This window comes from Streptomyces sp. NPDC002467 (assembly GCF_042889825.1).
Lineage (GTDB): Bacteria > Actinomycetota > Actinomycetes > Streptomycetales > Streptomycetaceae > Streptomyces.
Genome location: NZ_JBIARJ010000008.1, coordinates 251,519 through 268,011 on the forward strand (window position 1 = coordinate 251,519; position 16,493 = coordinate 268,011).

Annotated in this window: 14 protein-coding genes; 7 read left to right on the forward strand and 7 right to left on the reverse strand. The window is 72.7% G+C overall.

Going from position 1 to position 16,493, the window contains the following annotated elements:
• Window positions 1–6 precede the first annotated feature (6 nt).
• Window positions 7–2,445 (reverse strand): PQQ-binding-like beta-propeller repeat protein, encoded by a 2,439-nt coding sequence (locus ACFYYJ_RS19150; RefSeq protein ID WP_389133867.1) that lies wholly within the window; start codon window positions 2,443–2,445, stop codon window positions 7–9.
• Window positions 2,446–2,628: 183 nt separating this feature from the next.
• Complete coding sequence (locus ACFYYJ_RS19155; protein WP_385363284.1) at window positions 2,629–3,429, reverse strand: VOC family protein; 801 nt, start codon at window positions 3,427–3,429, stop codon at window positions 2,629–2,631.
• A gap of 292 nt (window positions 3,430–3,721) precedes the next feature.
• On the opposite strand from ACFYYJ_RS19155, the gene ACFYYJ_RS19160 reads away from it, so the two are divergent.
• Window positions 3,722–4,369, forward strand: coding sequence for a TetR family transcriptional regulator (locus ACFYYJ_RS19160; protein ID WP_376660656.1), 648 nt, complete (start codon window positions 3,722–3,724; stop codon window positions 4,367–4,369).
• Window positions 4,370–4,465: 96 nt separating this feature from the next.
• Here ACFYYJ_RS19160 and ACFYYJ_RS19165 read toward each other — a convergent pair whose 3' ends face one another.
• Both ACFYYJ_RS19165 and ACFYYJ_RS19170 read right to left on the reverse strand, forming a co-directional pair.
• Window positions 4,466–4,939 carry a nitroreductase family deazaflavin-dependent oxidoreductase gene (locus ACFYYJ_RS19165; RefSeq protein ID WP_389134017.1) on the reverse strand — a complete coding sequence of 158 codons (474 nt, stop codon included), beginning with the start codon at window positions 4,937–4,939 and terminating at the stop codon, window positions 4,466–4,468.
• A gap of 5 nt (window positions 4,940–4,944) precedes the next feature.
• On the reverse strand, window positions 4,945–6,177 hold the full coding sequence (locus ACFYYJ_RS19170; RefSeq protein ID WP_389133872.1) for an acyl-CoA dehydrogenase family protein: 1,233 nt from the start codon (window positions 6,175–6,177) through the stop codon (window positions 4,945–4,947).
• Window positions 6,178–6,300: 123 nt separating this feature from the next.
• Here ACFYYJ_RS19170 and ACFYYJ_RS19175 point away from each other — a divergent pair, with 123 nt between their 5' ends.
• The 3 genes from ACFYYJ_RS19175 to ACFYYJ_RS19185 all read left to right on the forward strand — a co-directional run bounded on the left by ACFYYJ_RS19175 (window position 6,301) and on the right by ACFYYJ_RS19185 (window position 10,184).
• Entirely contained in the window at window positions 6,301–7,536 is a 1,236-nt protein-coding gene (locus ACFYYJ_RS19175; protein ID WP_389133875.1) for an acetyl-CoA acetyltransferase, read from the forward strand.
• 1,409 nt (window positions 7,537–8,945) lie between these two features.
• Window positions 8,946–9,659, forward strand: coding sequence for a pyridoxal 5'-phosphate synthase (locus tag ACFYYJ_RS19180; RefSeq protein WP_389133877.1), 714 nt, complete (start codon window positions 8,946–8,948; stop codon window positions 9,657–9,659).
• A 9-nt stretch (window positions 9,660–9,668) separates the two neighbouring features.
• Window positions 9,669–10,184 carry a hypothetical protein gene (locus tag ACFYYJ_RS19185; RefSeq protein ID WP_389133880.1) on the forward strand — a complete coding sequence of 172 codons (516 nt, stop codon included), beginning with the start codon at window positions 9,669–9,671 and terminating at the stop codon, window positions 10,182–10,184.
• Between the two features lie 31 nt (window positions 10,185–10,215).
• Here the strand turns inward: ACFYYJ_RS19185 and ACFYYJ_RS19190 are convergent, their stop codons facing one another.
• From ACFYYJ_RS19190 to ACFYYJ_RS19200, 3 genes are all read right to left on the reverse strand, one after another.
• A complete protein-coding gene (locus ACFYYJ_RS19190) occupies window positions 10,216–10,632 on the reverse strand; it encodes a Zn-ribbon domain-containing OB-fold protein (protein ID WP_385363279.1) in 417 nt (138 codons plus the stop codon).
• Window positions 10,629–11,081 carry a DoxX family protein gene (locus ACFYYJ_RS19195; RefSeq protein WP_389133883.1) on the reverse strand — a complete coding sequence of 151 codons (453 nt, stop codon included), beginning with the start codon at window positions 11,079–11,081 and terminating at the stop codon, window positions 10,629–10,631. Before ACFYYJ_RS19195 ends, ACFYYJ_RS19190 begins: the two co-directional genes overlap by 4 nt.
• Before the next feature lie 81 nt (window positions 11,082–11,162).
• Window positions 11,163–11,630, reverse strand: a complete 468-nt coding sequence (locus tag ACFYYJ_RS19200) for a hypothetical protein (RefSeq protein WP_385128738.1) — start codon at window positions 11,628–11,630, stop codon at window positions 11,163–11,165.
• Window positions 11,631–11,878: 248 nt separating this feature from the next.
• Here ACFYYJ_RS19200 and ACFYYJ_RS19205 point away from each other — a divergent pair, with 248 nt between their 5' ends.
• The 3 genes from ACFYYJ_RS19205 to ACFYYJ_RS19215 all read left to right on the forward strand — a co-directional run bounded on the left by ACFYYJ_RS19205 (window position 11,879) and on the right by ACFYYJ_RS19215 (window position 16,483).
• Entirely contained in the window at window positions 11,879–13,036 is a 1,158-nt protein-coding gene (locus tag ACFYYJ_RS19205) for a flavin-containing monooxygenase (RefSeq protein ID WP_389133886.1), read from the forward strand.
• Between the two features lie 188 nt (window positions 13,037–13,224).
• Window positions 13,225–15,459 carry an acetate--CoA ligase family protein gene (locus ACFYYJ_RS19210; protein ID WP_385363276.1) on the forward strand — a complete coding sequence of 745 codons (2,235 nt, stop codon included), beginning with the start codon at window positions 13,225–13,227 and terminating at the stop codon, window positions 15,457–15,459.
• 217 nt (window positions 15,460–15,676) lie between these two features.
• Complete coding sequence (locus ACFYYJ_RS19215) at window positions 15,677–16,483, forward strand: enoyl-CoA hydratase/isomerase family protein (RefSeq protein WP_389133888.1); 807 nt, start codon at window positions 15,677–15,679, stop codon at window positions 16,481–16,483.
• Window positions 16,484–16,493: the final 10 nt, after the last annotated feature.

The window sequence follows — 16,493 nt, forward strand, 5'->3', positions numbered from 1 at the left end:
AGCCCGTCATGCGGACGTACGCGTACCCGTCCCCTTCGCGGCGTCCAGGGCGTACACGCAGCGGTCCTTGCTGCACGCGTAGACCACGCCCGCCTCGGCCACCGGGGCGCCCGTGATCTCGCCCCCCGTGGCCAGCTTCCAGCGCAGCTGGCCACCCGCCGCGTCCAGCGTGTACAGGCAGTGGTCGGCGGAGCCGAAGTGCACCCGGCCGTCCGCGACCGCCGGCATGCCGGTGATCTCGCCGCCCGCCGCGAACCGCCACTTCGGGGTGCCGGTGACCGCGTCGAGCGTGTACAGCGCACTGCCCGCGCCCAGGTGGATGTTGCCCGCCTCGACCACGACCGGATCGACGGACGAGCGCGCCTCCGTCGCGATGCGCCAGCGGTCCTGACCGGTGGCCGCGTCCAGGGCGTACACCGTGCCGAGGTAGTCGACGAGGTACACCCCGCCGCCCGTGACCGCCGCGCCCGGCGCGAAGGCCGGGGGCGCCAGGAAGACCGCGGGGGCCTCGAAGTGCCAGCGGACCCGGCCCGAGGCCCGGTCGACGGAGAGCACGCGGGTGCCGGCGGCCACGTAGACGTTGCCGTCGGGGCCGGGCGTGACCCGCACCGGAACGTTGCCGCAGGAGCCCGCGTCGCCGACCGGGTACGACCACGACTCGCGGCCGCTGCGGGCGTCCAGCGCGCGCAGCCGGGCGTCCTGCCACACGTACACGGTGCCGTCGTGCAGGACGGGCGCCGCCTCCGGGGTCTCGAAGTCGGTCTGGGCCCCGCTCAGCTGCCACAGCTGCTGACCGTTGGAGGCCTCCCAGCCCTGCACGCCGCCGCCGCGCGTCGCGGTGACGACCGTGCCCCGCTCGGCGCGCACGGCGTAAGCCCAGGACTCGGTCGACAGCCGCCACCGCTCCGAGCCGTCCTTGGCGTCGAGCGCGTAGAGCGAGGGGCCGTCGGAGGCGTGGATGCGGCCGTCGGCGACGGCCATGGACCAGGCCACGTCCCGGGTCTTGAACTGGCGCCGCCCGCTCGCCACGTCCAGGGCGTGCACCTCGAAGGACGTGACGTACAGCAGGTCGCCCGCGACGGTCGGGGTGCCCCACACCTCGTTCGACATGCGGAAGCGCCACGGCCGCCAGCGCCCGCTGTCCGGGGCCGCGCTCGGGGTCGGTACGACGACGCCGGAGGGCGCCGCCACCACCGAGCCGCCCGGCGGGCGGACCCAGCCGGTCGCGGAGTCCGCGGCGGAGGCGTGCGCGGCCGGGGCCGCGGCCGTCGCCCGCGGACCGGGCCCGATCGGCACCGGGGAACCGCCGAGGCGGACGGGCTCGCCCGAGGAGACCGGGTTCATCGGCGGGCGGTCCGGGCGCTGCGGCAGGGCCTGCCCGGTGCGCGGGTCCAGCCACGAGTCGGTGCCGCGCGGGCGGCGGTGCGTGGCGTCGTCCGAGCGCGCCCCGGAGCCCGCACCGGGACGCGGGTCCGTACCCGGGCGCGGGTCGGCGCCGGGCCTGCGGTCCGAGCCCGGGCGCGGCGGGTTCAGGGAGGTGGTCGGAGCCGTACGGTTCCCCGCCCGCCGGGCCTCGATCATCGCGACCGCGCGCCCGGGCAGCCACGCCGAGGCGGTGCCGCTCTCGTCGTCGCCCTCGAAGAGGTGCGGGGCGAGCTGCGCCTGGAGGTCGGCGGGGGTCGGGCGCTGCGTGGCGTCCATCTGCATGCAGGAGTCGATCAGCGGCCGCAGCTCGTCGGGGAGCCCCTCCAGGTTCGGCCCCTCGCGCAGCAGCATGAACACCGTCTCGACCGGGTTCGCCCCGTGGTACGGCGGGTGCCCGGTCGCGGCGAACACCAGCGTCGAGCCGAGGGAGAAGACGTCGCTGGCGCCCTTGACGCTGCGCGAGTCCTTCGCCTGCTCCGGCGACATGTAGGCGGGGGTGCCGACGGCCACGTTCGTCATCGTCAGACGGGTGTTGGAGACACCACTGGCGATACCGAAGTCGATCACGCGCGGGCCGTCCTCGACGACGAGCACGTTGGACGGCTTCAGGTCGCGGTGGACCAGGCCCGCCCCGTGGATGGACTGCAACGCCTCGGCGATGCCGGCCGCGAGCCACCGCACGGCCTGGGCGGGCATGGGCCCGCACTCGTTGACGATCTCCTCCAGGGAGGGCGCCGGCACGTACGCGGTCGCCAGCCACGGCACCGCCGCCCGCGGGTCGGCGTCGACCACGGCCGCGGTGTAGAAGCCGGACACGGCGCGCGCCGCCTCGACCTCGCGGGTGAACCGCACGCGGAAGAGCTGGTCCTCGGCGAGTTCGGTGCGCACCGTCTTGATCGCGACCCGTCGTCCGGACGCGGACCGCGCGAGATAGACCAGCCCCATGCCGCCGGCGCCGAGCCGTCCCAGCACCTCGAAGGGGCCGATCCGTCTCGGGTCGTGCTGCGTCAGCTGCTCCACCACTCGCCCCTTCACATCCCCGTACGGACCCACGCTCCGGGCCCGCTTCCACCGGTACGGGGTCGTGCCCCGTGCAGCGTCTCACTCCGGGCGCCGCCCGGGTCGCGCAACCCCGATTCTGTCAGGCCCGCGCCTGGTCCGGCCCCGGCACGGCCCGCCGGGTGGGGTGGGATGGCCCACTCGTCACCGGCCCAGGCGCGTCCGGGGTTCCGAGAGGAGTCCGAAGACCGCCCCCTGATTGTCGGCGACGACGGCGATGCGGCCGTACGGGGTGTCGACGGGATCGGCGGTGACCCGGCCGCCGAGCCGCCGGACCGTCGCGACGGACTGGTCGCAGTCCGGGACGGCGAAGTACGCGAGGAAGTGCGCGGGCATGATGTCGGGGAACGCGTCGGTGATCAGGCTGCGGCCCAGTACGGCGGTGTCGCTGCCGGGCGCCTTGCCGGGCGGGGACCAGACGCGGTACTCGATGCCGGCCTCGTCGTCGTTCTGGTCCTCCGGCACGTAGCCGAAGACCTTGGCGTAGAAGACGTCCACGGCGTCGCGGGCCCGCGTGTAGACCTCGCTCCAGCAGTACGTGTACGGCTCGTTCTGGGCCTCGAAGCCGTGATGGGTGCCGGGCTGCCACAGGCCGAAGACGGCGCCGCCGGGGTCGGCGGCCATCGCGGCGGCCCCGTACGGGCCCACGGGCATCGGGTCCATCACCATGTGGCCGCCGGCGGCCCGGATGCGCTGGGCGCAGGCGTGGGCGTCGGTGGTGTAGAGGTAGATCCCCCACACGGTGGGCATCCGGCCGTCGGGCTTGGGGGCGAGGGCGGCGACGTTGCGGCCGCGGCTGTAGGCCTGGGTGTAGTGGCCGTACTCGGCTCCCGCGCTGTCCCCGAAAGTCCACCCGAAGAGCTCACCGTAGAAGCGCTTGCCCGCCTCGACGTCCGGCAGCGAGGCGTCGACCCAGCAGGGCGCGCCTTCCGCGAATGCGGCCATGAGCCCGGTTCCTTCCGTCGTGCGGGGGTGCGTACCGTCCCACCTCTCCCACCTGTCCCATTCCACGGCCATGATCTGCCCGAAAACTTGTCCACAGCCTGTTGATAAGACTATTCGGGGGAAACGCTGAGCAACCGGGCGACCCGCCGCAGGACCCGGCACCGGGTTCACCCCAGGCCGGAATCCACCGCCAAAGCCTCTCAAATCCGCTTTCCGGCCAGGCCGGGGGCCCCATAACCCCATTTGCAGGCGGCCGAATAGCGCCCCGATCACCCCTCGGTAAGCTGACGGCATGACAGGACAAGTACGCACCGTCGACGGGCGTGTCGCCGGCCGGCGCGGCCAAGCGACGCGGCAGAAGCTGCTCGACTGCCTCAGCGAGATGCTCAGCTCCTCGCCGTACCGCGACGTCAAAGTGATCGACGTCGCCCGCAAGGCCGGTACCTCCCCCGCGACCTTCTACCAGTACTTCCCGGACGTCGAAGGCGCCGTCCTGGAGATCGCCGAGCAAATGGCGACCGAAGGCGCGCAGTTGACCTCACTGGTCGAGGGCCGCACCTGGGTCGGGAAATCCGGGTGGGCCGCCGCCGAGGAGCTCGTCGAGGGCTTCCTCGACTTCTGGCGGCGCAATGACGCGATCCTGCGTGTAGTCGACCTCGGCGCGGCCGAGGGAGACAAGCGCTTCTACAAGATCCGCATGAAGATCCTCAATTCCGTCACCAACTCCCTGACGGAGTCGGTCAAGGAGCTCCAGGCCAAGGGCAAGGTCGACAAGGACGTCAGCCCGGCCGCGATGGCCGGCTCACTGGTCGCGATGCTGGCCGCGGTCGCCTCGCACCAGAAGGGCTTCCAGACCTGGGGCGTCAAGCAGGCCGAACTCAAGCCGAACCTGGCCCTCCTGGTCCACCTCGGCATCACCGGCAAGAAGCCGACCAAGTGACGGCGGGCCCTGCGAGAGGGTCCGCCGCCCCGGCCGCGCCCTGACCGTGCTCCGGCCGCGCTCCGACCGTGTTCGGACCGCGCCGCCCGCCTGCGATCAGCGACGCTCCAGGCGGAACAGCCGGATCTCGCGCTCGATGCGCGCCTGGTACGTCGCGTACGGCGGCCAGAACTTCAGGACCGCCTGCCACGCCGCCGCGCGTTCCTCCCCCTCCAGCAGCCGGGCCCGTACGGCGATGTCCTGGCCGCGCCAGCTCACGTCCGCGTTCGGGTGCTTGAGCAGGTTCCCGGTCCACGCCGGGTGGCCGGGCCGGCCGAAGTTGGACCCGATCAGCAGCCAGCTGACCCCGTCGGCCTCCGGCATGCAGGCGAGGGGGGTCGTGCGGGGTTCGCCGGTCTTGGCGCCCTTCGCGGTGAGGATCACGCCCGGCAGCATCTGGGCGCTGAGCATCACCTTGCCGCGGGTGAGCTTGTGCACGGCCTTGTCCATGGCCGGGATGAAGTGCGGTGCGATCTTGGCGAACAGCATGGTCGAGGAGACCTTCTGCATCACCTTGACTCCGAGGGCCATGGCCATCAGACGGCCACCTTCCGCGACTGGGGGGTGAACAGGTCCGCACGGTCCGCGGCGTGCGCCCGCAGCCGGTGGACGGGGCCGAACAGCAGCTCGTCGGCCGCCGCCCGCTTGAAGTACAGGTGCGCGTCGTGCTCCCAGGTGAAGCCGATGCCGCCGTGGAGCTGGATGGCCTCACCGGCGGTCACCCGCAGGGTCTCCAGCGCCTGGGCGAGGGCGAGGCCGCCCTGCTCCGGGTCCCAGGCCGCGTAGTAGGCCGCCGACCGGGCCGCCTGCACGCGTACGTACAGGTCGGCGAGCCGGTGCTTGACCGCCTGGAAGGATCCGACGGCACGGCCGAACTGCTCGCGCTGCTGCACGTAGTCCACGGTGCGGGCGAGCGCCTGCGCCGCCGCGCCGACCGCCTCGGCGGCGAGCACGGCGGAGGCGGTACGACCGGTGGCGGCGAGGGCGGCGAGCACCTCGGAACCGTCCGCTTCGCCGCCGTCGAGATCGCCGTGGTCGCCGTGGTCGCCGCGGTCGCCGAGCAATTCGGCCGACACGTCCCGCAGTTCGATCCGGGCCTGCGGGCGGGTCTCGTCCAGGGTGGTCTGGCGCGAGGCCACCAGCCCGGGCGCGTCCTGCCGTACGAGGAAGAGCAGCGTGCGACTGCGGGCGAAACCGCCGGTGTGCGCGGCGACCAGCAGCAGGCCCGCGCTGTGCCCGTCGAGCACCTGGGGCACTTCCCCGTACAGCCGCCAACCGGCCCCGTCCTCCGCGGCCCGGGCCTGGACCCCGCCCGCCCGGCCACCGCCGGACCACGGCCCGGCGGCGTTGTCGCCGGTCAGCCCGAGCGCGGTGGCCAGGGCCGGGCCGGGTACGGCGAGCGCGGCGGTGAGGGTGCCGGCCGCCAGCGGCGGGAGCAGCGCGGAACGCTGGGCGGGCGTGCCGAGGGCGGTGATCAGCGGCGCGCACAGCGCGGCCGTGGCCAGCAGCGGGGAGGGCAGCAGGGCCCGCCCGGTCTCCTCGCAGGCCAGGGCCAGGTCGGCGGGGGTGCAGCCGACCCCGCCGTACTCCTCGGCGACGGCGATGCCGGGCAGCCCGAGCTGCTGGGCGAGCTGCTGCCACAGCTCACGGTCGTACCCCTCGGCGGTGCGGACGGCGGCCTTGACCTCGTCGGGACCGCAGCGTTTGCCCAGGACCTCGCGCAGGGTACGGCGCATCTCGTCCTGCTCCGCGGTGAAGGCGGCATCCATCGTCGGGCTCCCTCCCGTATCTGACGGTCCGTCATATTAGGGCGGGCGGTGATGGATGCACAGGGGGCGGGAGCCGCGGGTTGACTCTAGAAACTGACGCGACGTCAGATGTACCTTCCCTCCATGCCTGGACTCACACCTGGACCCACGCCCGGACCCGGCCCCGGACCCGAACCGCGCCCCCACTCCCACTCCCGCCCCCGCCGCCGCGTCGCCGTCGTCGGCGTCGCCCTCTCGGACTGCGGCCGGGTGGACGGCCCGACCCCGTACGCCCTGCACGCGCAGGCGGCCCGCAGCGCCCTGGCCGACTCGGGGCTCGACCGCTCCGTCATCGACGGCTTCGCCTCGGCCGGCCTCGGCACGCTCGCCCCGGTGGAGGTCGCCGAGTACCTGGGCCTGCGCCCCACCTGGGTCGACTCCACCTCCGTGGGCGGCTCCACCTGGGAGGTCATGGCGGCCCACGCGGCGGACGCGATCGCCGCCGGCCGTGCCAACGCCGTGCTGCTGGTCTACGGATCCACGGCCCGGGCCGACATCAAGGCGCGCCGCCGGACCTCGAACCTCTCCTTCGGCGCCCGGGGACCGCTCCAGTTCGAGGTCCCTTACGGGCACACGCTGATCTCCAAGTACGCCATGGCCGCCCGCCGCCACATGCACGAGTACGGGACCACGCTGGAGCAGCTCGCCTCGGTGGCCGTACAGGCCCGCGCGAACGCGGCCACGAACCCCGACGCGATGTTCCGCGAGCCCCTGACCGTCGACGAGGTCCTGTCCTCCGAGATGATCGCGGACCCCTTCACGAAGCTGAACTGCTGCATCCGCTCGGACGGCGGCTGCGCGGTGCTCCTGGCCGCGGAGGACTACGTACCGGACACCGCCAAGACGCCCGTCTGGATCCTGGGCTCGGGCACCTCCGTCTCCCACACCACCATGTCGGAGTGGGAGGACTTCACGGTCTCCCCGGCGGCCGTCTCCGGCCGAATCGCCTTCGAGCAGGCGGGCCTGACACCCGCCGACGTGGACCTGGCCGAGATCTACGACGCCTTCACGTACATGACGCTGGTGACCCTGGAGGACCTCGGCTTCTGCGCCAAGGGCGAAGGCGGCGCCTTCGTGGAGAAGGGCCGCCTCCTGCGGGACGGCGAACTCCCGGTCAACACGGACGGCGGCGGCCTCTCCGCCTGCCACCCGGGCATGCGCGGCCTCTTCCTCCTGGTCGAAGCGGTCCGCCAACTCCGCGGCGAGGCGGGCGCGGGCCAGGTCACCAAACCGGGCGGCCGTCTCCCGGAAGTCGCGGTCGCCTCGGGCACGGGCGGCTGGTTCTGCTCGTCGGGGACGGTGGTTCTGGGGCGGGGGTGAGGTGGGGGCACACGCCACGCACGGACTGGCGGGCGGTGGGCGGTGGCCGGTGGCCGGCGGGCCGCCTCAGCGCGTCGGGGCCTGAACCCTGCGGGGTGGGGGCGGGGGCGGGGGTCACGCGGGCCTTGCCGATGGGTGGGGCGGGGGTGGGGTTTGTCGGCGCCCCGGCCGGTCGGCGCCGAAAAGGGTTGGGGCTTTCCCGTCGGTCCCATAGTCCTTCCGCGTCGGGCCGGCCTGTCAAGGGCGCTCCCTGCGGTCGCGTCGCTGCGCGATCGCCTCCGGCGACCCTTGACAGACCGACCCGCCACGGAAAGACAAGGACCAACGGGAAACCCCCAAAAGAACGGGCCGGGAGGAACAGCGACAACCAGGCGGAGCAGAAACGTCCGACCCGGCTCCGGCCCAGCCACCACCGCCCCCCAAAGGCCGACCACAAGAGCCCCGGCGACACAAAGGGCGCGTCAAATCGCTACGCGCTCCTCATTTCTCGGCGTCTGCGGCCCGCCTGGGGCTGGTCACGCGGCAGATCGCTACGCGCTTCTCGACGACGGCGTCCGACGACCGCCTGGGGCTGGACACAAGCCGCCCAAGGCCTCGATTCCTCCCCCTGACCGCGTCCGACGGCCGTCGAGAGCGGAAGACGGAGCCAAACAGCGACCATTTCAACCTGTAGTGCAGTCAGAGCCGATAGGCAGCCAAAATGCCTACCGTTATGCCCTAATTGATGCGGTATGAGTGTGGGTTTTTGGTGTCATCCGCGCTCTGCCGCTGATGAACCTCGGTCGGGGCGGATGTCGGCCCCGAATTCGGGTCCATCAGCCCCAAACCGGGGTCGGTCGCGGTCATCGAGAAGCGCGTAGCGATCGTGGGCGGCCTATGTCCAACCCAAAACGACCGGCGACGCCGGCAAAGCGAAGCGCGTAGCGATCTGGGGCGAGATCAGCCCCAGACGGGGGCCGGACGCCGTCGGCGAGGAGCGCGTAGCGATTTGGGGCGCCCTTCCCCCCGCCGGGCCTCTTGTGGTCGGCATTTGGAGGGCGGCCGCCGGGCCGAAGCCGGGTCGGACATGGCTGTCCCGGCTGGTTGTCGCTGTTCCTCCCGGCCCGTTCTTTTGGGGGTTTCCCGTTGGTCCTTGTCTTTCCGTGGCGGGTCGGTCTGTCAAGGGTCGCCGTAGGCGATCGCGCAGCGACGCGACCGCAGGGAGCGCCCTTGACAGGCCGGCCCGACGCGGAAGGACAGTGGGACCGACGGGAAAGCCCCAACCCTTTTCACTGCCGACCGGCCGGGGCACCGACAAACCCCACCCCCGACCCACCCATCGGCAAGGCCCCGCGAACACCACCCTCTCCCCCCTCCCCCCTCCCCACCAATCGATCAAGATCCCAACGGACCCGACGTAGCCTGGCCGCATGACGAACGAGAGCGAAGAGAGCAGCCAGACCGGCGAGACCGGTGGAACGACGAGCGTCGACGAGTTCCGGGAGACCCTGCACTCCCTGCGCGTATGGGACTCCCCGCTCCCCGCTTTCGACACCTCCGCCGCGCCCACCGAGCCGCTGGCGTTGTTCCGGGAGTGGTTCGTGGCAGCGGCCAAGGCGGGTCAGCCCGAGCCGCACACCATGAGCCTGGCGACCGTGGACGGGCAGGGACGGCCCGACGTGCGGATGCTGATGCTGCACGACGCCGACGCGCGGGGCTGGCACTTCGCCTCGCACGCCACCAGCGCCAAGGGTCGGCAGCTGGCCGGGCAGCCGGAGGCCGCGCTCGGGTTCTACTGGCCGGCCGTGGCGCGGCAGGTGCGGATCCGGGGCCGGGTGACGGCGTGCGGGCCGCAGGAGAGCCGGGCGGACCTGGCGGTGCGCTCGCGCGGCGCGCTCGCCGCCGCGCTCACGGGGCGGCAGAGCGAGGTGCTCGGGTCGGTGGAGGAGCTGGCCCGGGTGGCGCAGGCCGCCTGGGAGCGGGCGGGTGCCGAGCCGGACGCGCCGGCTCCGACGTGGACGCGGTACGTACTCGACCCGGCCGAGGTGGAGTTCTTCCAGGGCGACCCGTCGCGCAGGCACGTCCGACTGCGGTACCGGCGTACGGCCGAGGGCATCTGGGAGCGCGAACTGCTCTGGCCGTAAGGTGACTTGGTGGAAATCGGATCGGTGGTCATTGCGGTCGTGGGCGTGGCGGGAACCCTGGGGGGCGCGATCCTCACCCAGCGCGGCTCCGAGCGCGTCAAGCGCAGGGAGATAGAGCTCCTGCGCGGTCATGAGGAGATACGCGAGCATCTCGCACTGCGGCGTACCTGCTACATCGAACTCAACAGGGACGCGCGGCAGTTCACCACCGCGCTCAACAAGCACCTGCACATCATGCGGGAGCGCACCGTGGAGGACGCCGACCGCCGCGCGCTCGACGAGGCCCGCGACGCCCAGCGCGACCGGTACTCCGAGGCGCAGATGATCGCTCCGGACGCGGTACTCGCCGCGGCGAGGAACGTCAACCATGCCCTGACCCTGCTCTACGGCCAGGTCAAGCGCCTTGAGCGCGGCGAGCCCGAGCCGGACGAGACGATGGAGAGCGCGGCCCAGGCCAAGGACGACGTGTGGGTCTCCCTCCGGGCCATGCGGCACGCCATGCGCGAGGACCTCGGCGTGGAATGAGGGCCGGTGCGGCCGTCAGGTGGTCAGACCGTCAGGCCGACGGCCGGAACACCGGAACCACCAGCCCCTCCGCCGCCTCGCGGAAGGTGACGGTCAGGGGCATCCCGATGCGGAGGTCCGCCGCCTCGCAGTCCACCACCTCGGTCATCATCCGGGGGCCTTCCGCCAGGTCGACCACCGCGGCCGTGTACGGGACGCGGGTGCCGAAGGGCGGGAGGTCGTTGCGGTGGATCACCGACCAGGTGTAGAGGGTCGCGCCGCCGCTCGCCGGCTCCCAGGAGACGCGGTCCTCGCCGGCCCAGCAGAACGGGCAGAACTCGCGCGGGTAGTGGTGGGCCCGCCCGCAGTCGGCGCATCGCCGCAGCATGAGGCGGCCTTCCGCGGCCGCGTCCCAGTAGGGCCGGGTGAAATCGTCCGCCTCGGGGAGGTCGTACCGCACGGTGTTCACAGGAAGAGTCCGATCGCGGAGTCGAGGGACCAGGTCTGCCAGGCCATGGCGAAGAGGGCGACGAGCGAGATGAGCGCCATCATCGCGTTCTGCCCCTGCTCGGCCCAGTCGTGGATCATCAGCACCAGATAGAGCAGGTTGAGCAGCAGGCCGCCGACCAGTGCGATCGGGGTGAGGAAGCCGAGCACGAGGCCGAGCCCGAGGGCCAGCTCCGCGTAGACGACGATGTGCGCCATCAGCTTCGGGCGGGGCGCGACGACCGTCTCGAAGCCGCCCTTCACGAAGGCCCAGCGATGCTTGCCCGCGACGTCGGCGGCCCAGGCGATGCCGGTGCCGCGTTCGAACCAGCCCTTCTTGTCCTTGTGCCGCCAGCTCTCCAGCCACCACAGGCCGAGGCCTATCCGGAGCACGGCGAGCCATTCGGCGCCGCTGAGCCAGATGGTCTGCATCGCAGCTCCCACCCTCGATCCCTCGATTGATCTGACGGTACGTCAGTTCAGCGGATCCGGGGCGATCACGCAAGGGTCCGGTCAGGTCGAGGCCGCGCCGACATCGCGCACCCAGACGGGGAACGGGTCGAACTCCGGCTCGGCCGGCGCCTCCCCCTCCTCCAGATCCGCCCAGGCCACGACGCCCCGCTCCTCGTCGGAGAGGAAGGCCTCCACCACGCCCGCGAGGCCGGCGACGGGCACGTACGCGCCCCCGAACGGCAGCTCGTGCGCCGCCACCGAGGCGGTGGAACAGCGCAGCTGACCGGCCTGCTCGTCGTGCCAGACGTAGAACGTCGCCGACCCCGCGAAGCCCCGGTCGAGGAGGCGGAGCCGGATGGCCTCGGCCACCCGCTCGAACGCGCGGACCACCTCGGAAACCGACAGGGACCGGCGGTCCTCGCCCTCCGCCCCCAACCACCAGGTGTTGGCCTCCCACTCGGAACGCCTGTCGGCCGGATCCAGCACGAGGGGCCCGTCAGCGATTTCCGCGATCCATGTCAGCAGCACGGCAGAAGTATCCCGACGCCCCCGCCCCCACCCCCGGCCCGCCGGTGCCCCGACGCCCAGACGCCCCGGCGGCCCGGCGCCCCGGCACCCACCCACGGTCCGCCGCACGGCCGCACGGCGGCCCGGCGGCACCCCGCGTCAAACGGCCCGTAACCGATCCGCAATCGATTCACTCCCTGCCCGCGACCCATCAACGCTGCGTGGCGATACGCTCACACCTCATGCCCGGAGTCCCCACAGCACCCGACATGACCACCCAGCCCCGCCCCGTGTACGTCATCGGGGGCGGTCCCGGCGGCCTCGCCGCGGCCGCCGCGTTGCGGGCCCGCGGGGTGCGCGCCGTGGTCGTCGAGAAGTCCGACGAGGTCGGCGCCTCGTGGCGCCGCCACTACGAGCGGCTCCACCTGCACACCACGCGCCGGCTCTCCGCCCTCCCGGGCCTGGCCATGCCGCGCCGTTTCGGACGCTGGGTCTCCCGGGACGACGTGGTGCGGTACCTGGAGAAGTACGTCGAGTTCCATGAGCTGGAGGTCGTCACCGGCGTCGAGGTCACCCGCATCGAGCGCGCGGTCGACGGCAAGGGCAACGACGACGGATTCACCCTGCACGCCACCGGCGGCCGCGTGCTGGCGGCCTCGGCCGTGGTCGTCGCCACCGGGTTCAACCACACGCCCGCGCTGCCCGACTGGCCGGGCCGGGACGCGTACACCGGCGAGCTGGTGCACGCCGCCGACTACCGCAACGCAAAGCCGTACGCGGGCCGGGACGTGCTGGTCGTCGGCGTGGGCAACACCGGCGCCGAGATAGCCGTGGACCTCGTCGAGGGCGGCGCCGCGCGGGTGCGGCTCGCCGTGCGCACCGCCCCGCACATCGTGCGCCGCTCCACCGCCGGCTGGCCGGCCCAGCGCACGGGGATCCTCGTACGACGCCTGCCCGTGCGGCTCGTGGACCGGCTCGGCCGGCTCGTCGCCAAGGCCTCCGTCCCCGACCTGTCGGCGTACGGGCTTCCGCGCCCCGACACCGGCCTGTACAGCAGGGTCAAGGAAGGGGCGATCCCCGTCCAGGACGTCGGCCTCATCGACGCGGTCCGGGCCGGCCGGGTCGAGCCGGTGGCCGCCGTCGACTCCTTCGACGGCGATGCCGTGGTCCTCGCGGACGGCACGCGGATCGCCCCGGACGCGGTGATCGCGGCCACCGGGTACCGGCGCGCCCTGGAGGGTCTGGTCGGGCACCTCGACGTCCTGGACGGGCGCGGACGCCCCCTCGTGCACGGCGCCCGCACCCCCGCCCAGGCACCCGGCCTGTACTTCACGGGCTTCTCCAACCCCATCAGCGGGATGTTCCGGGAGATGGCCCTGGACGCGGAGCGGATCGCGAAGGCGGTGGCGCGGCTCGTCGGCGACTAGGTCGGACGACCTGCTCCGACCGAAAGGAGTCTGGACCTTCCCCGAAGCGTCTGCGACCGTTCCACACATCACCTCCACCACCTTTCCTGCGCAGCCCTGTTCCTGACGGCGCGTCAGTTCAGTAATCTGACTACGCGTCAGTTATTTGAGGTTCCATCGATGTTCATCGAGCAGGAGCGGGCGGAACGATGCTTGGATCTACTCACGGCACCCTCACCACCGACTTCCGCGCACGTGTCGAGGCCTGCGGGGAGTCCCCCAGAACGGCCGTCCACTCGACGGCCGCGCCGTCCGCCGAGGACACGGTCGCGGTGGACGTCAGCGGACGGCCACTCCATGCCGACGTGCCCGACCTGGACCGGTTCTTCCGGCCCGAGTCCGTGGCCGTCGTCGGCGCCTCCGACGCCGAGGGCAAACCGAACACCGGAATCACCCGCCAGCTGATCGCGTGGGCGGAGCGCGTGGGTGCCCGGATCCATCCCGTGCACCCCACCCGCGCCACCGTCTTCGGACTGCCCTGCCACGCCTCCGTGGCCGACCTGCCCGAACAGGTGGACCTCGCCGTCCTCCTCGTCGGCGACCCCCTCCCCGTCATCGAGGAACTCGCCGAGACGAAGGTGAAGTTCGCCGTCGCCTTCGCCTCCGGCTTCGCCGAGACCGGCGACGCGGGCGCGGCCGCCCAGGCCCGCCTCGCCGCCGCCGTCCAGCGCTCGGGCCTGCGCCTGCTCGGCCCCAACACCAACCTCAACGCCTTCGAGAAGTTCCGCGACGACCTCGACGGACCGGCGATCGCGCTGATCACCCAGTCCGGCCACCAGGGCCGGCCCGTCTACACCCTCCAGGAGCTCGGCATCCGCCTCTCCCACTGGGCGCCGACGGGCAACGAGGCGGACCTCGAAACCTCCGACTTCATCTCCTACTTCGCCGAGCAGCCCGAGGTCGGCGCCATCGCCTGTTACGTCGAGGGGCTCAAGGACGGCCGCTCCTTCCTCCTCGCCGCCGACCGGGCCGCCCGCAACGGGGTCCCCGTCGTCGCCGTCAAGGTCGGCCGCACCGAGACCGGCGCCCGCATGGCCGCCTCCCACACCGGGAAGCTGACCGGCGCGGACACCGTCGTGGACGCCGCCATGCGCCAGTTCGGCGTCATCCGCGTCGACGGCCTGGACGAGCTCCAGGACACCGCCGCCCTCCTCGCCCGTGCCCGCAAGCCGAAGGCCGACGGGGTCGTCGTGTACTCGATCTCCGGTGGCACCGGCGCCCACTTCTCCGACCTGGCCACGGAGGCGGGCCTCACCCTCCCCACCCTCTCGGACGCCAAGCAGGCCGAACTCCACCAGTGGATCCCGGAGTACCTGAACGTCGCCAATCCCGTCGACAACGGCGGCCACCCGGTCGGCGACTGGCGCGGCCGCAAGATCATCGACGCGATCCTGGCCGACCCGTCCGTCGGCGTCCTGATCTGCCCGATCACCGGCCCCTTCCCCCCGATGAGCGACAAGCTCGCCCAGGACCTGGTGGACGCCGCCGAGGCCACGGACAAGCTGATCTGCGTGATCTGGGGCTCCCCCGTCGGCACCGAGGAGGCCTACCGCACCACCCTCCTCGGCTCCTCCCGCGTGGCCACCTTCCGTACGTTCGGCAACTGCATCACCGCCGTACGGGCCTACCTCGGCCACCACCGCTTCACCGCCGGGTACCGCTCCCCCTTCGAGGACGCGCCCCGCACGCCCTCGCCCTCGTACCGCAAGGCGCAGGCCCTGATGCGGCCGGGCCAGCAGCTCAGCGAGCACGCGGCGAAGCAGCTGCTGCGGGCGTACGGGATACGGGTCCCGCGCGAGCAGCTCGTGACGAGCGCGGCGGCGGCCGTCAGGGCGGCGGGCCTGGTCGGCTACCCGGTCGTCATGAAGGCGTCGGGGCCGCAGCTGGCCCACAAGACGGAACTGGGCCTGGTCAAGATCGGCCTGACCTCGGCGAGCCAGATCCGCGACGCGTACCGCGAGCTCACGGACATCGCGCGCTACGAGAACGTCCCGCTGGACGGCATCCTGGTCTGCCAGATGGTGGAGCGGGGGGTGGAAATGGTCGTGGGCGTCACCCAGGACGACCTCTTCGGCCCCACCGTCACCGTCGGGCTCGGCGGGGTCCTCGTCGAGGTCCTCCGGGACGCGGCGGTCCGCGTGCCGCCGTTCGGCGAGGACCAGGCGCGGGCGATGCTCGGCGAACTGCGCGGGCACGCGCTGCTGGAGGGGGTCCGGGGGGCTCCGCCGGCAGACGTGGACGCGCTGGTGGAGGTCATCCTCCGAATCCAGCGGATGGCCCTGGAACTGGGCGACGAACTCTCCGAGCTGGACATCAACCCCCTGATGGTCCTGCCCCGGGGACAGGGGGCGGTCGCCTTGGACGCCTTGGCCGTCTGCCGCTGACGCTGCGCGGCCCCGCTTGACCGACCCCCGCCGCCTCGGCGCCGCCGTCGGGGCTCTTTCAGCCCCGCCGGCGTTTGAGGCGCGGGGTCCGGGGCGGAGCCCGGGGAACGGTGGAAGGGCGGGTAGGGGACCGGCGCTCCGCGCAGCGGCAACCCACCCGCACCCGCAGCACGGATCCCCCACACCAACCCACGTCACCCGAACGGGAGTCCAAAGAATGACCGAGGCACCGACCCAGGACACGACCATCCTGCACCGCACGGAGAACAACGTCTCCTGGATCACCCTCAACCGCCCCGACGCCATGAACGCCCTCACCTGGGACCAACGCGACCGCGTCATCGCCCTGCTCGCGGACGCCTCCGCCGACCCCGCCATCCGCGCCGTGGTCGTCACCGCCACCGGCAAGGGCTTCTGCGCCGGCGCCGACCTCCGCGGCGGGGCCGCCGCCACCGACCGCGTCGCCGGCGACGTCGCCCGCATGATCCGCCTCGGCGCGCAGCGCCTGATCACCGCGGTCCTCGACTGCGAGAAGCCGGTCCTCGCCGCGGTCAACGGCACGGCCGCCGGCATCGGCGCCCACCTCGCCCTCGCCTGCGACCTCGTGATCGCCGCCGACACCGCCCGCTTCATCGAGGTGTTCGTACGCCGCGGCCTCGTCCCCGACGGTGGCGGCGCGTACCTCCTCCCCCGCCTCGTCGGCCCGCAGAAGGCCAAGGAGTTGATGTTCTTCGGCGACGCGCTCCCGGCCGCGGACGCGGAGCGCCTCGGCCTGGTCAACAAGGTCGTGGCGGCCCAGGAGCTGGAGGCCACCGCCCGCGAGTGGGCCGAGCGCCTCGCCCAGGGCCCGACCCGGGCCATCGCCATGACGAAGCAGCTCGTGAACGCCTCCCTGGACAGCGACCGGGCGACCGCACTGGCCGCCGAGGCCACCGCTCAGGAGATCAACATGACCACCGCCGACGCGAACGAGGGCGTGGCGAGCTTCGTGGAACGCCGCACGCCCAAGTACCTCGGCCGCTGAACCGGACGAC